8 protein-coding genes and 3 pseudogenes are annotated in these 14,469 nt (G+C 59.2%); 5 read left to right on the forward strand and 6 right to left on the reverse strand.

The window, feature by feature from the left end; genetic code table 11:
- Nucleotides 1–65: 65 nt before the first annotated feature.
- From N7E02_RS01965 to N7E02_RS01980, 4 genes and pseudogenes are all read left to right on the forward strand, one after another.
- A pseudogene (locus tag N7E02_RS01965) lies at nucleotides 66–2,788 on the forward strand (ABC transporter transmembrane domain-containing protein).
- Between the two features lie 42 nt (nucleotides 2,789–2,830).
- Nucleotides 2,831–3,286 (forward strand): cyclic nucleotide-binding domain-containing protein, encoded by a 456-nt coding sequence (locus N7E02_RS01970; RefSeq protein WP_286577848.1) that lies wholly within the window; start codon nucleotides 2,831–2,833, stop codon nucleotides 3,284–3,286.
- A gap of 148 nt (nucleotides 3,287–3,434) precedes the next feature.
- Nucleotides 3,435–4,031, forward strand: coding sequence for an ankyrin repeat domain-containing protein (locus N7E02_RS01975; protein WP_286577849.1), 597 nt, complete (start codon nucleotides 3,435–3,437; stop codon nucleotides 4,029–4,031).
- A 73-nt stretch (nucleotides 4,032–4,104) separates the two neighbouring features.
- Nucleotides 4,105–4,560 carry a YHS domain-containing (seleno)protein gene (locus N7E02_RS01980; protein WP_286578404.1) on the forward strand — a complete coding sequence of 152 codons (456 nt, stop codon included), beginning with the start codon at nucleotides 4,105–4,107 and terminating at the stop codon, nucleotides 4,558–4,560.
- 9 nt (nucleotides 4,561–4,569) lie between these two features.
- Here N7E02_RS01980 and N7E02_RS01985 read toward each other — a convergent pair whose 3' ends face one another.
- From N7E02_RS01985 to N7E02_RS01990, 3 genes and pseudogenes are all read right to left on the reverse strand, one after another.
- Nucleotides 4,570–6,792, reverse strand: a complete 2,223-nt coding sequence (locus N7E02_RS01985) for an adenylate/guanylate cyclase domain-containing protein (protein ID WP_286577850.1) — start codon at nucleotides 6,790–6,792, stop codon at nucleotides 4,570–4,572.
- 152 nt (nucleotides 6,793–6,944) lie between these two features.
- Entirely contained in the window at nucleotides 6,945–7,187 is a 243-nt protein-coding gene (locus tag N7E02_RS29355) for a PLP-dependent transferase (protein ID WP_353622777.1), read from the reverse strand.
- Nucleotides 7,184–8,226 (reverse strand): annotated as a pseudogene (locus N7E02_RS01990) (cystathionine gamma-synthase family protein). Before N7E02_RS01990 ends, N7E02_RS29355 begins: the two are co-directional and overlap by 4 nt.
- Nucleotides 8,227–8,597: 371 nt before the next feature.
- Here N7E02_RS01990 and N7E02_RS01995 point away from each other — a divergent pair.
- A complete protein-coding gene (locus N7E02_RS01995) occupies nucleotides 8,598–9,917 on the forward strand; it encodes an LLM class flavin-dependent oxidoreductase (RefSeq protein ID WP_286577851.1) in 1,320 nt (439 codons plus the stop codon).
- 77 nt (nucleotides 9,918–9,994) lie between these two features.
- Here the strand turns inward: N7E02_RS01995 and N7E02_RS02000 are convergent, their stop codons facing one another.
- From N7E02_RS02000 to N7E02_RS02010, 3 genes and pseudogenes are all read right to left on the reverse strand, one after another.
- Nucleotides 9,995–11,329, reverse strand: coding sequence for a c-type cytochrome (locus tag N7E02_RS02000; RefSeq protein ID WP_286577852.1), 1,335 nt, complete (start codon nucleotides 11,327–11,329; stop codon nucleotides 9,995–9,997).
- A 114-nt stretch (nucleotides 11,330–11,443) separates the two neighbouring features.
- Nucleotides 11,444–13,709 (reverse strand): annotated as a pseudogene (locus N7E02_RS02005) (xanthine dehydrogenase family protein molybdopterin-binding subunit).
- Complete coding sequence (locus N7E02_RS02010; RefSeq protein WP_286577853.1) at nucleotides 13,706–14,167, reverse strand: (2Fe-2S)-binding protein; 462 nt, start codon at nucleotides 14,165–14,167, stop codon at nucleotides 13,706–13,708. Before N7E02_RS02010 ends, N7E02_RS02005 begins: the two are co-directional and overlap by 4 nt.
- Nucleotides 14,168–14,469 lie beyond the last annotated feature (302 nt).

Consider the following 14,469-nt stretch of genomic DNA (forward strand, 5'->3'; position numbering starts at 1 on the left):
CGGTGACCAATGCGTGTTAAAATCACCTTCCTGTTGTGACCATCAGCCTCGAACAGGTCGACGCGATGGAAAAGAACCTTCTGCGCTACATCTGGCGTCATACCCGAAGGCAGCAATTGTGGATATTGCTCCTCGTGGCAGTGTCCATGGTTCCGTACTTCCTCTCGTTCGATCTCCCGAAGCAGATCGTCAACGGGCCCATCCAGGGCAATGGCTTTGAAGCAGCCAATGCACGCCAGCCATTCTTTCGACTGGCCTACGATCTCCCGGTAGTCGGCCATGTCGAGCTTTTCAGCGGGATCGACCTTGATCGGCAGCAGACGCTGATGGCGTTCAGCACAGTGTTCCTGGCGTTGGTCCTGATCAACGGGTTGTTCAAATTCTACATCAACACCTGCAAGGGGCAACTTGGCGAACGAATGCTGCGCCGGATCCGCTTCGAACTCGTCGACCGCATTCTTCGCTTCCCGCCTAAACACTTCAAGCAGCTGAAGTCGGCCGAAATAGCCACCATGGTAAAAGACGAGGTGGAGCCGCTGGGCGGCTTTACGGGCGACGCATTCATTCTGCCCGCGCTTCTCGGCGGTCAGGCTCTCACGACGCTGGGCTTCATCATCGTTCAGAATGTCTGGCTCGGCATGATTACCGCCAGCATAGTTGCCGTCCAGCTCAGCATCATCCCGCGGATGCGCCGAAGATTGCTAGAGCTTGGACGCCTGCGCCAACTGACGGCACGCGAATTCTCGGGAAGGGTCAGCGAGATTGTCGACGGCATCAGCGCCGTCCACAGCAATGACACCTCCAATCTCGAGCGTGCCGATATCGCTTGGCGGCTCGGACAGATCTTCTCGATCCGCTATGATCTTTACCGATGGAAATTTCTGGTAAAATTCATCAATAACCTTCTCGCTCAGGTCACTCCGTTCATCTTCTATGCTTTCGGTGGCTACTTTGTTCTCCTGGGAAAGCTCGATCTTGGTCAGCTCGTTGCCGTCATCGCCGCTTACAAGGATCTTCCGAGCCCCTGAAGGATCTCATCGACTGGGATCAGGCGCGGCAGGATGTGCAGGTCAAATATGCGACTGTATGCGACCAGTTCAGCATCGAGCCGCTCATCGCGCCATCGGTTCACGAGCTTGCTAATGGCCCTGTCCCGCCGCTTCAGGCATCGGTTATCGTTCGAAATCTGACGCTGCTCGACGACAGCGGCGCGCGACTGCTGGATGATGTCTCAGCCGAGGTCGGGGCAGGCGAGACCATTGCACTGGTAGGCACCACCGGAAGCGGAGCCGAGGCGTTTGCAGAAGCCCTCGGCCGTCTCATCTGGCCAGAGGCCGGCAGCATTACAATCGATGGCCAGAACCTGCTCGATATGCCGGAATCCATCACCGGACGGCGCATCTCCTACGTATCCGGGGAGCCATTCTTCCTGCACGGCACGCTGATGGACAATCTGCTCTATGGGCTGAAGCACGCGCCTCAGGCGAACGCAACGATGGACGAAGAGCATCTCGCGGAATTCGAGCGCTACGCGGCGGAAGCGCGTAGAGCCGGCAATGTCGAATTCGACCTGCATGGCGACTGGGTGGACTACCAAGCCGCCGGAGCGAACGGACCGAGCGATCTGCTCAAAGCAATCCAGCCGATACTCGACGCGGTGCAGATATCGGAGGATATTTTCGATCTCACGTTGCGCTCCAGCGTAGATGTGCAGGCACATCGAACCATCTGCGAACGAATAGTCGAATTGCGCCGCTCGCTGCGTCATCGGCTGGCGGCCGAGCATCGTGACGACGTGCTCGTGCCGTTCGACTTCGATCTTTACAACATCCAGGCTAGCGTCGGAGAAAATCTGTTGTTTGGCACGAGGACGCAACCAGGTCTCAGCGATCGGGACCTGATCGTCTCTCCATATTTCCAAGAGTTCCTGGAGGACACCGGGCTGGATCATGAGCTGTACCAGATGGGCCTGGCGATAGCTGAGACGTCAGTCGAACTCTTCCACGATCTTGCCCCCCAGCACTCGTTCTTCGGCCGGCTGACATTCATGTCCGCCGATGACATTCCCGTCTACCAAGCAATGCTATCGCGATGCCGCGGCCTGCGTCTTGACCAGGTTCAGACTGAGGAACGCGCCTCGATCACCGCGCTCAGTCTCTCGTATATAGAGCCCAGTCACCGTTTCGGTCTCTTGAGCGAAAATCTCATGGACAGACTTGTAAAGGCACGCAAGCTTTTCTACGCGGACCTTCCCGACGACATGGGAGGGCTGATAGATCGTCATGACCCGGAACACTTTACGAATTCCGCCAGTCTGTTGGATAACGTGCTCTTCGGCCGCGTCGCTTATCAGGTGGCTGACGCTGCGGATCACATCCGGATCATAATGAAGGATCTCTTCTGTGAGGCGGGTCTCTATGAGGGCGCCATGGCGATCGGTCTTCAGTTCGACGTCGGCGCCAGTGGAAAGCGCCTAACGATGGGGCAGAGACAAAAGCTCAACCTTGCCCGCGCATTGCTGAAGCATTCGGACCTGACTATACTCAACCGACCACTTTCGGCGCTCGACCAGCGTGTCGAGGAGGAGATCATGCGGTCCATCATCCGGCAGCGGAATGAAGCGGGGCAATCAAACTCACTTGTATGGGTCGTTTCCGATCCGCATGTCGCAGGGATTTTTGACAGGGTCCTGCTTTTCCAGCGTGGATCCTTGATAGGTTGCGGTGACTATCTGGAACTGTCGCGGTCAAATGCGGTTTTCAGGGAGTTGCTTCGCTTGGTAAAATAGACCTCATGTGCGCCAAGTAGGGCCTTCGGGAGAGTGGGAAACATGCTCAGCGATGAGGTGGAGACTTTGCGGGAAGTGCCGATCTTTGCCAGCATTGAGCCGGCGAAGCTGAAGCTTCTGGCCTTCGCTTGCGATCGCATGACCTACCGTGAGGGCCAGGATATATGTCGCCAGGGTGACCAGGGCGATGCTGCCTACGTGCTTCTGTCCGGCGTGGCAGACGTGATCGTGTCATCCGCCGCGGGCGAGGTGAAGGTGGCAGTCATCGGCGCGAACGCCGTCGTCGGAGAGATGGCGGTTCTCTGCAATATTCCTCGCACTGCCACTGTACGCGCTGTGTCGAAATTGGAGGTCCTGCGTATCAGCAAGGATCATTTCCTGGCTTTGACAAGCGAGTTCCCGCAAGTTGCCACCGAGATCATGCGCACGCTCGCTACGCGGCTGAGCCGGACTACGGCTGAGCTCGCCAATGCCCGGATCTCCTACACCACACGTTGATCGCAGCCTGTCCCAAACCGGATAAAGCCTAGCCTCTCCCGCTTAGGTTGCCTCAAAAGATGATAGGTGCTATATTTTCTCTTGGTGAATTAGTGAAAGCGGCGTGCGGTCCGGGGCCATTTGAAAATCTCCCGGGGTAGGGGGTGCCGTGCTTCTTGCCAAATCGACATTCGCGATTTTTTGTCTGGCGGCCAGTTTCTCGGTCGCCGGACCACTCCAGGAGGCCGCGAAAAGCGGAGACTTGGTGCTGCTCAGGCAGGCACTTGCCGAGACAACCAACTTGTCGGAGGCGGACGAGGCCGGTGATCCGGCTCTCATATTGGCATCCCTGGCAGGCCATGCCGATGCAGTGGAGCTGATCCTGGAGAAGGGCGCAGATATCGAGGTGAGAAACAAAGGCGGGCTGACGGCACTTCATGCGGCTGCCTATGCAGGTGAACTCGACGTGGTGAGGCTTCTTGTCGCGAAGGGTGCGCTGGTCAACGATACCAGGAATTTCTACAAGATGTCGCCTTTGCATGCGGCAGCAGAGGAAGGTCACGCTGACGTGGCTGCATTCCTTGTGGCGAACAAGGCAGATATCGAGGCGGCAGAGAGGAATGGCTACACGCCCCTTACTCAAGCCGGATGGCGCGGATACTGGGACGTCGGCAATATTCTTCTGAAGGCCGGCGCAGTTTGCCAGAAATCCGAACTTGTCGGTGAGCCGCTTTACAACGAGTGCATGAAGCGAAAATCGCTCTGATCATTCGTTGCGACATGGACGGGAGGAAAGCATGTCCACGAACAGAAGCAAATTTGCCGTTGCGACTGCTGCGATGGCAGTATTCTTGTCATTGTCGCATCAGGCTGCCGGCGATGACTTCGTCAACACGGGATATTTCGGCGACGTTGCAATCAAGGGATATGACCCTGTCGCTTATTTTGTCGAGGGCAAGGCAATCGAAGGCAGCAATCAGTATTCGCATCGCTGGCTTGGCGCGACATGGCATTTCGCCAGCGCGGAGCATCGGGATCTCTTCATCAAGGACCCGTCTCGCTATGCGCCGCAGTATGGCGGCTATTGTGCCGATGGCGTATCGTTTGGCACGGTAACCACCAATGTCGATCCGCGCGCCTGGCGTATCATCGACGGCAAGCTTTATATCAGCTACGATCCGGGCGCTGCCGAGGGCATGGAAAAGAACGCGTCCAAGGTGCCAGAATCGCAGAAGCACTGGGCCGACGTCCAGCAAACACTCATCTCCGAGAAAGCTCGGACGCAGTGGCAATGAATAGGTCGATCAACGCGCCTCGCCGGTAGGGGAAAAATACTGCAGAGAACGTGGCGTAACGTGAACATAGGCGAAGTCGCCTGTGACTGGATCGGTGTTCCGATAGACAGTCCCGCACACTAGGCGGTCGAGAAAGTACCCCTCGAACTTCTCGCAAAGTCGATCCCCTTGGATTTCGGCAATACCGGTGATGCTGGTATTGGCGCTACGATAGGCTGTCTGGCCGCCCGGACCGAAATATTGCATGAAGTCGGTGCCGTTTTTATGCTTGCCCGCCCAAGTCTGATTGTTGATCAGCGCCTCTAGATCCCTTCCCGTGACGCGATCCGCATCATTCCCCTGGAAGCCGAATGGCCATTCGGGAATACCTGCAGACTTCAAGGCGTTTAGGTGATGATCGAGGTCGCTGCCGGACCAGTAGTCGTAGAGATACCGATAATAGGCCAGATTGCTTTCGGGGAAGAGTGCGAGCAATTTCGCCACTTCCTCTTGCGCTCGGGGATGATTGCCTATGTTGGCATAGGCCGCCGCGAGATACTCGCGCGCCGGTTCCGTTTTCGGCAGGTTCAGGAGAGCAGCCTCGATCAGCGGTATCGCTCGACTGTCCGCTCTCGCGGAATAAAATACGATCCCGGCGAGCATGTTGAAACCGGGCGCGGGGGACGGATCAAGCCGCAGGGCCATTTCGATTGCTGAAGTCGCCTGATCATGAGAGCCGGTATGCGCCAGGATTAGCGCGAGATTGCCGAACGCCTCGGCATCATTGGGCTGGGCTTCTATGGCGTTGTTTGCGGATGCGAGAGCTTCGTCACTTCTTCCATCCACCCATTGCAGCAGTGCTAGAACGGTGTGCGCTCGCGAGTTGCCGGGATCCAGCTTCAAAGCATGTCCCGCCGCATCATAGGCAATTTTTCGAGCGACCGCGGCCGACCATAGATTGTTATAGTCGTTCCGCCATACGTCGACCGCGACCCTGGCGATCCCGGCATAAGCATTGGCGAAGCGCGGGTCCAGATCGATTGCCTTCTGATAGTACGACAATGTCCGCCGGTAGGTATCGACGTCGCCGTAGATAAACCCTTCATGCTCGGCTCGCATGTAATAGTCGTAAGCCTCCAGGCTGTCGGTGGGCAGACGCGCCAGCTGGCTTTTCTCGCCTTTGCTCAGTTTCACTTCAAGGGCCGAGATGATCCGCCCGATCACGTCGTCTTGGACAGCAAAAAGATCAGCATATTGTCGGTCATAACCTTCCGCCCATATCGATAGACCGCCCATGGCCTCGATCAATTTTGCGTTGATTCTCAAGCGCGACCCGGCGCGCTGAACCGTTCCCTCAAGCACATACTGAACGCCCAGCTCGGATGCGATCTCCTGAATAGTTGCAGGCTTGTCGCGAACGGCGAAGACTGAATGGCGAGCGATCACGAAGAGGCCCGAGATCTTGGACAACTCGGTTATGAGGTCATCCGTCAAACCTTCGGCCAGATGATCGTGGCTTGTATCGCCGCTGACGTTGATAAAGGGCAGGACCGCGACCGATGGCTTGTCGGGCAGCGGATGAGCATATTGGTTGGTCGTTTGTGCTGAAGAGAATATCGGCCATGCATACCACCACGATAAAGCCGCCGCCGCGGGCAGTCCGCCGACAATTGCCGCAATGATGGCAAGTCGCCTGATCGGGAACCGGCGGGGAATGACAGATCTGCCGGCGGGCAGATGCTCCAGCGTGACGCGATAGACCCTGACCGGCTCGGTGAAACCCTTGACCTTGCGGCTGCCCAGCGACTTGTATCCCGCATTGATTTTGGATTTGACCTGATCGTAGGTGGAGCCCGATATCGCAATGCCACCGGGCTCTGCCAGCGCCTCGATACGGTCTGCAATGCTCACGCCCTCGCCGTGGATATCATCACCTTCGACAAGCACGTCTCCGAGATTGATACCGATGCGGAATTTCAGCTCCACAGTGCCGGCAATCGCCTTGCCCTGTTCCTTCTTCTGCCGCTGAACATCGATCGCACACCGCAGGGCATCGACGACGCTGTGAAATTCGACGAGAAGCCCATCTCCCAGAGCCTTTACGATGCGACCGCTATTGGCTTCAATTGCAGGGGTGAAGATAGTGTCCATATCGGAGCGAAAGCGTGCACGGGTCTGCTCTTCGTCGATTTCGCTGAGGCGGCTGTAACCGACGACATCCGCAATCAATATGGTGGCGAGGCGGCGTTCCATGCGTCCTCACAAGTTCTCCTTCAACGTTACAACAGGCTGGCTATCGAAACCATCGCTGATGGTGATGTCACGCGGCTTCCGCAGCCGTAGGCGAATGTAAGGCTAGACCGCCGCGGATTTGTTACCGCGTTAGCCTCTGAATCCTAGGCGCATCAAACACTCTCCAACGCCTGTGCCAGATCGGCGATCAGGTCGTCGGGATGTTCGATGCCGACCGACAGTCTGATCGTCGTGTCCAGCACGCCGATACGTTGGCGGACTTCGACCGGCACGCCGGAATGGGTCATGGTTGCGGGGTGGGAGGCAAGCGATTCCGTGCCGCCCAGACTGACCGCGAGCTTGATGATCTGCAGCGCGTTCAGAAAGCGGAAGGCGGCAGGTTGCCCACCCTTTATGTCGAACGAGAACGTCGATCCGGCACCGCTGCACTGGGTGGAAAAACGCGGCCGACGGCGGAAGCCGGGTCGGCATAGGTGAGATAGTGGATCTTCTCGACCTTGGCATGGGCCTGCAGGAAATCCGCAATCGAGGCCGCATTGCTGTTGGCGCGTTCCATGCGGATCTGCAAGGTTTCCAGCGAGCGTCCCAGCATCCAGCAGGAATGCGGATCGAGCTGCGTTCCGATCGATCCCCTCAGCGAGCGTATCTGCGTAATGAGCGCTTTGTTACCGAGGGCCGCCCCGGCAATCAGGTCCGAATGCCCCCCGACATATTTGGTCAGCGAATAGAGCGATATGTCCGCGCCATGCTCCAGCGGCCGTTGAAAGACCGGCCCGAGGAGGGTGTTGTCGCAGGCGATGATCGGCCGGTGCCCCTGTCGATCGCCGATCATGTCCGCGATCCGCCTGATCAATGCGACATCGACAAGGCTGTTGGTCGGATTGGCCGGGGTTTCGATGAGAATGACGGAGACGCGACCTTTCTCCATCGCCTCTTCCGCCGCCTCCAGCACTGAATTCTCGTCGACCCCGTCGGCAAATCCGACTGCAGAGACGCCGAGATTGGCGAAAGTCTTTGAAAGCAGCGTTTCCGTCCCCCGTAGAGCGGCTGGGAATGAAGGATCGCGTCGCCCGGGCGAACGAAGGCAAGCAGGGTCGTCGAGATCGCTGCCATGCCTGACGAGAAGACCGCGCCGCTCTCCGCCTTTTCGTAGACGGCGAGGCGGTCCTCGAAGATCTCGCTGTTCGGGTGATTGAAGCGCGAATAGACGAGGCCCGCGCCCCGTCCTTCCGGCGGCGTCTTGCGGCCCGATACGTAATCAAAGAAATCGCGGCCATCCTCGGCCGACTTGAACACGAAGGTCGATGTCAGAAACACCGGCGGCTTCACCGCCCCCTCGGAAAGTTCCGGGTCATAGCCGTAATTGAGCATTTGCGTTTCGGGATGCAGTGGGTGATTGCCGATGCTGGTCCTGGACGGATGGGGCGAGGTCATGACGGTCTCCTGGCTCGGCGAGAAGGGCGGCGGTAGGGCAGGGCACTCCAATGAATGTGGCGCAGTTCGCACCGTTTGGAAGGACCGCGGGACGGCCCTTCAGAGGCTAGAAGCTAAGCAGCCGACCGGTCACTCGCGCCGCCCAACGCAAAGGCGTTTCTTTCGTGCTGAAAAAACGGCAAGGGCATTTCTTCACATGCCGAGAGAGAATGACTATCTCGAAATCAGCCGGCACGCAGATATGCCATTCGCAAATCGGTTGCCTGCTCCCTCCGGAGGTTTTCAGCCTCGCATCCAAGGGGTGACGACCTCCCGCCACCTTTATTTCTAAACGCCTACCATTGCCTATCGACATCCATGAGGCGCAGCAAATGGCCAAATCCATGCATCTCACCGCGTTCATGCGTCCTGTCAGCCTGCATACGGGCGCGTGGCGCTATCCCGGTTCCTATCCCGACGCCAACTTCAATTTCGGCCATATCAAGTCGTTCATACAGAAGCTCGAAGCGGCGAAATTCGACGCATTCTTCATGGCCGATCATCTGGCGGTTCTCAACATGCCGGTGGAGGCGCTGAAACGCAGCCATACGGTTACTTCGTTCGAACCTTTCACGCTTCTTTCGGCACTTGCCGCAGTCACGGAAAAGATCGGTCTTGCGGCCACCGCATCGACCACATTCGACGAGCCCTATCATGTCGCCCGGCGCTTCGCATCGCTGGACCATATCAGCAACGGCCGTGCCGCATGGAATATCGTCACCACCTCCAACCCGGACTCGGCGCGCAATTTCGGCCTGGATGACCACGTCGAGCACGGGGAACGATACAAGCGGGCAAGGGAATTCTATGAGGTCGTCACAGGCCTCTGGGACAGCTTCGCCGACGATGCATTCATCCGAGATCAGGAAAGCGGAATCTTTTTCGATCCGGCGAAGATGCATGTGCTGGACCACAAGGGTGACGAGCTCGACGTACGCGGCCCGCTCAATATCGCCCGCCCGTTTCAAGGCTGGCCGGTCATCGTGCAGGCAGGGCAATCGGAACCCGGCCGCCAGCTTGCTGCAGAAACAGCCGAACTCGTCTTCTGTTCGCCGCGTGATCTCGATGCCGCCAAGGCGCTTTATGCCGACATCAAGGGGCGAATGCCGGCATTCGGCCGTGCGCCTGAGCACATGAAGATTCTGCCTGCCGCCCTTGTCGTCATCGGCGACACGGTCGAGGAGGCCAGAGCGAAACGCTCGAGGCTCGACAGCTTCGTCCATTATGACAGCGCGATCGCGTCGCTCTCCATCGCGCTCGGACACGATGTATCGACCCTCGATCCCGATGCCCCGCTTCCGGACATTCCGGATACCAACGCCAGCAAGACGGGGCGAGCGCAGGCATTGCGGCTGGCTGCCGAGGAGAACCTGACGGTCCGCCAGCTTGCGCAGCGCTACGGAGGTTACGCCGGTCTTGCTTTCGTCGGCACGCCGGCAACTATCGCGGACGAGATGGAGGCCTGGCTCTCGCAAGGGGCGTCGGATGGCTTCACCGTCGTCTTCCCCTACCTTCCCCAGGGGTTGGACGACGTTGCGCAACGGCTCATTCCGGAGCTGCAGCGGCGCGGGCTCTTTCGACGTGATTACGAGGGAACGACGCTTCGCGACCACCTCGGCTTGCCGCGTCCGTCGAACCGGTTTTTCACGTAAAGGCTTGAGAAGCCTTCAACATAACTGAGATGCCCGGACGAATATCGTCCGGGCATCTCAAAGTCTGTTCTGCGACCTCAGCGCATCTGCAGCACGATCGGGTTGCTGCTGGCCGGATCGGTATGCTCGCGCATCGCGCTGACGTCTTCCGGCTTAACCGGCCCGCCATGATTGCCCCAGGCGGAGCGTACATAGGTGAGCACGTCGGCGATCTCCTTGTCCGACAGCTGCTGGCGGAAAGGCGGCATGCGATAGGCATCCGGGACACCATCCGTGACCACGCGGCCTGATCCGTTCAGGGTCACGTTGATCTGCGAATCCGTATGCTCGATGAGCGAGGAAGCGGCACCGGCCAGCGGAGAAATCCACTGGTTCTGGCCGCGGCCATCCGGTCCGTGGCAGAAGCCGCACCGCGTGGCATAGGTCTGGGCGCCGGGTGCGCTGCGTGCCGCACCGGCAGGGGCCGCGGCATAGGTCCATGGCGTGCCGTCCCGGGAAGCATCGCCTGGCAGCGATTTCAGATAGTGACCGATCGCGCGGAGGTCCTCATCTGTCATGAATTGCAGCGAGTTGTTATAGGCCTCCGTCATCGAACCGAAAACAACGGCATGCTGGTTGCGGCCGTTCTTTAGGAAGGCGAAGATGTCGTCCTCGCTCCATCGGCCAAGGCCGGTATTGTGGTCCTGCCGCAGGCTCGGTGCGTACCAGCCGTCGAGAAGCGCGCCCGACAGGAAGCGGGAACTTGTTTCGTCCAGTCCCTTTTCGGCCATCGTGATGCTGCGTGGCGTGTGGCAGGCGCCACAGTGACCGGCCGCCTGAACCAGATAGGCGCCACGGTTCCACTGCTCGTCCTGTCCCGGCTTCTGCTGATAGGTGCCCGAGGGCACGAAGACGGCATTCCAGAATGCCAGCGGCCAGCGCATGTTCAGCGGCCATTCGATACCGCTTTGCCTGTTGGCCTCGTTGACCGACTGCACGCCATTCGTGAAGAAGGCGTAGAGCGCCTCGATATCATCATCGGATATCTTGACGTAGGACGGGTAGGGCATGGCCGGGTAGAGGCGCCTGCCATCCGGTGTCACGCCATGGCGGACCGCACGGTCGAAATCGGCAAGCGAGTAGTTGCCGATTCCGGTCTCTTTATCAGGGGTGATGTTGGTGGCAAAGATCGAGCCGAGCGGCGTGCCCATCTCGAGCCCGCCGGCAAAGGGCTTGCCGTCGGGCAGGCTATGACAGGCGACACAATCGGCCTGGCGGGCAACCATTTCACCCCGGACGATCAGGTCGGGCGCAGCGCTTGTAGCCGTGCTGTTGTCGTCGAAAGGTGACGAGGGAGCGTGGCGGACGAACCACGTCAGTCCGCCCGCAACGACGACAATGATGACGAGAAGCGAAAGAAGGAGCTTTTTCAAGGACAGTCCATCCTCTGTAGATGGTGGGATTACGGGTGCGTGCCTTGCTGGAAGCCTGGCCGGAAACGCATTGTTTCCGGCCAGGCTGGCAAGACAGTTCGGTCAGGGACCGTCCTAGCTTTCGAACGTATAGTGGGAGAGGGGCATGCTGCGGACGCGCTGACCCGTTAGGGTCGAGACCGCGTTGGCAACAGCCGGCGGCACCGCCGGAAGACCGGGCTCGCCGATCCCGCCCATTTTCTCGCCGCTTTCGACGATCCGCGTGTGGACACGCGGCATTCGGCTTGGCGGGAGGATGGGGTAGAGATCGTAATTGCGGGCGACAGGCTGTCCTTTTTCATAGACCGCCTCTTCCAGCAAAACCTGGGAGACGGCCAGCGCGGCTGCGGAATGGATCTGTGCGTCGATGATTGCCGGGTTGACGATGCTGCCGGGATCAATCGCCTGCCACACATCGTGGACGACCACTTCGCCGGCCTGGATCGAAACTTCCGCGATCGCTGCGGTATGGCTGCCGAACGGCGATGCCATGGCCACGCCGCGGGCTCGCCTCGTGCCGTCTTCCGCCGTGAACGGCCCTCTTTTCCAGCCGCCGGAGAGTTCTCCGGCCGACTTCAGGAGAGTGGTCAAGCGGGCATTGTCCTTCAGAAGCTGCAGGCGCAGCTCATAAGGGTCCTTGCCGCCCTTGTCCGCCAGTTCGTCGAGGAAGGACTCGTAGAGGAAGTCGTTCATCGAATTGCCGACCGAACGCCAGTAGGCAAGCATGGTCGGGTTTTCGACATAGATCTGGGCAATCCGCTTGTTCGGGATCGCATAGGCTTTGCCCGTCAGCCCTTCGACCGCCGTCTCGTCGATCTTGTCCGGGTTGTGGCCGGAAATGCTTTCGGCGGGACCTTCGCAGATGCTGATCGCCTCGATCGCCACCGGCATGCCGTTGCCATCAAGCGCACCTCTGAAACGCACGGCCGCCATCGGCCGCATCGGGTCGCGCAGAAACTCTTCCTCGCGGCTCCAGATCAGCTTGATGGGGCGGCCCGTCTCCTTGGCAAGCTGAATTGCCTGGGGGAAGGGATTGGCGGCGGCATAAAGGAAATGGCGACCGAAAAAGCCACCGAGCAGCGGGCTGCGAATGTTGACCTTCGAGGTATCCATGCCGAATGTCTTGGCGATATCGGCCTGGAACATCTCGGGCGCCTGATTGGGCATCCAGAGATCGAGGCTTCCATCGTCGTTGAACCGTGCAAGCGTGGATGGCGGCTCAAGCTGAGCGTGGTGGAGATATTGGCTGTGATAGGTGGCAGACACCGTATTCTCCGCCGATGCAAGCACGCCGGCTGCATCGCCCTCGACTTCGGCATCCTTGCCCGTGCCGGGCTCGGTCGCGAGACGTTGGGCAAAGGCTTCGGTTGAAAAGTCCGCAGGCATGATCCTTGATCCTGCCACGATGGGCTTGCCGTCAGCTTCCTGCCAGTCGACCTGCAGCGCCTCGGCGGCACGCTTGGCGTTCCACCAACGCTCGGCGACGATCGCTACCGCGCCGGGCAGGCGATGCAGCGAATGAACGCCCTTCATTGCCCGTATCGCGTCTTCGTTGCGGATCAGTCCCACCGTCATGCCGAGACGCGGCGCATGCTGGACGGCGGCATGCAACATGCCATCCACCTTGGCGTCGATTGCATATTGCGCGCGCCCGGTCGACTTATCGAGGACGTCGAGCCGTTGCACGGGCTTGCCGATCCAGCGGAACTTGCTCGGATCACGAAGCTTGACGCTGCCTGCAGCCGGGATGGGCAGGTCGAGCGCTTCGGCTGCGACTTCGCCATAGGAAAGCGAGCGCCCGGAAGCCGCATGAATGACTTTGCCCGGCTCGGTGGTCAGTTCTTCGATGGGAAGGCCAAACCGTGTCGCCGACGCCTGGAGCAACATCTGGCGAGCCGAGGCCCCGAGGTGGCGCATCGTGTCGTAGCTGGTGCGGACCGACATGCTGCCGCCGGTGATACGCATCTTGCCGAAGACGACGAGATAGTCCGGTCCGGTCGGGGCATGATCGACGGTGAAGGAAGCTGGATCCATGTCCATTTCCTCGCCGACGATTTGCGCCATCGCCGTCATGACGCCCTGACCACCCTCGATGAATGGGCTCATCAGCCGGGCCGTATTGTCCGGACGGATTTCAAGGAACGCCGGCACGCGGGTGCCGGGTACAATCGCTGCCTCTGCCTGCTGCGCGCGCGGGGCGCACCGGCATTCCAAAGCCGATGACCAGCGCGCCTGCAGCCGTTCCGGCCGATGCGAGCAGAAAGCCTCGACGGGAGAGGTTGACCGGTTCGCCGTCCGGAAACACGTTCAAAGACGTGTCCTTGCGGAAGATCTCGTTCATAGCGAGGCCTCCTCGATACCTGCAACTTCATTGACCGCGGTCTTGATGAAGTTGTAGGTGCCGCATCGACAGAGATTAACCATCGCAGCGGCAATATCGTCCGCGGTCGGGTTTGGTGTCTGCTTGAGGAGGGCGGTTGCGGCCATCACCTGGCCGGACTGACAGTATCCGCATTGCGGAACCTGATGCTTCACCCAGGCTGCAACGACCTTTTCACCGACCGGATCGGCCTCGATCGCTTCGATCGTGGTGACGGAACGGTCGGCGAGGCTCTGGATGGGCGTCACGCAGGAACGGACGATTTCGCCATCGATGAGCACGGAACAGGCGCCACATTGCGCCAACCCGCATCCATATTTGGTGCCCGTCATGCCGAGATCGTCTCGGATTACCCACAGAAGTGGCGTATCCGGATCGGCATCGACCTCGTGTATCGTGTTGTTGATACGAAGTTGCATAGGAAGCTCTCCTCGAAAATTGCCGGCTGGACGAGTTCGTTCGCACCGAACCAACTCGGGCCCCATTCAAACGCATATGGCGCACCAAACTTAATCATCCTGTCTTTTGGACGATTTGTTTAGTCGGTCGTGCCCGATAGAAGTTATGAACCAGCTTCATCAATCGCCGGGTTTGCTCGCACGAGCACAACCTTGGATAACCAGATATGATTTTCACGCTCGATCCGTCACGGTCGTCGCCAAGTCATTCCGCGGGCAGGGGACGCTTGATCACTGCTGCGACTGCGAAGAATATGCATGCC

Source organism: Terrirhizobium terrae (assembly GCF_030323265.1).
GTDB lineage: Bacteria > Pseudomonadota > Alphaproteobacteria > Rhizobiales > Rhizobiaceae > Neorhizobium.

Coding starts and splice junctions, on each gene's coding strand:
- N7E02_RS01970 (WP_286577848.1), top strand. CDS start 2,831: ATGCTCAGCGATGAGGTGGAGACTTTGCGGGAAGTGCCGATCTTTGCC.
- N7E02_RS01980 (WP_286578404.1), top strand. CDS start 4,105: ATGGCAGTATTCTTGTCATTGTCGCATCAGGCTGCCGGCGATGACTTC.
- N7E02_RS01985 (WP_286577850.1), bottom strand. CDS start 6,792: ATGGAACGCCGCCTCGCCACCATATTGATTGCGGATGTCGTCGGTTAC.
- N7E02_RS01995 (WP_286577851.1), top strand. CDS start 8,598: ATGGCCAAATCCATGCATCTCACCGCGTTCATGCGTCCTGTCAGCCTG.
- N7E02_RS02010 (WP_286577853.1), bottom strand. CDS start 14,167: ATGCAACTTCGTATCAACAACACGATACACGAGGTCGATGCCGATCCG.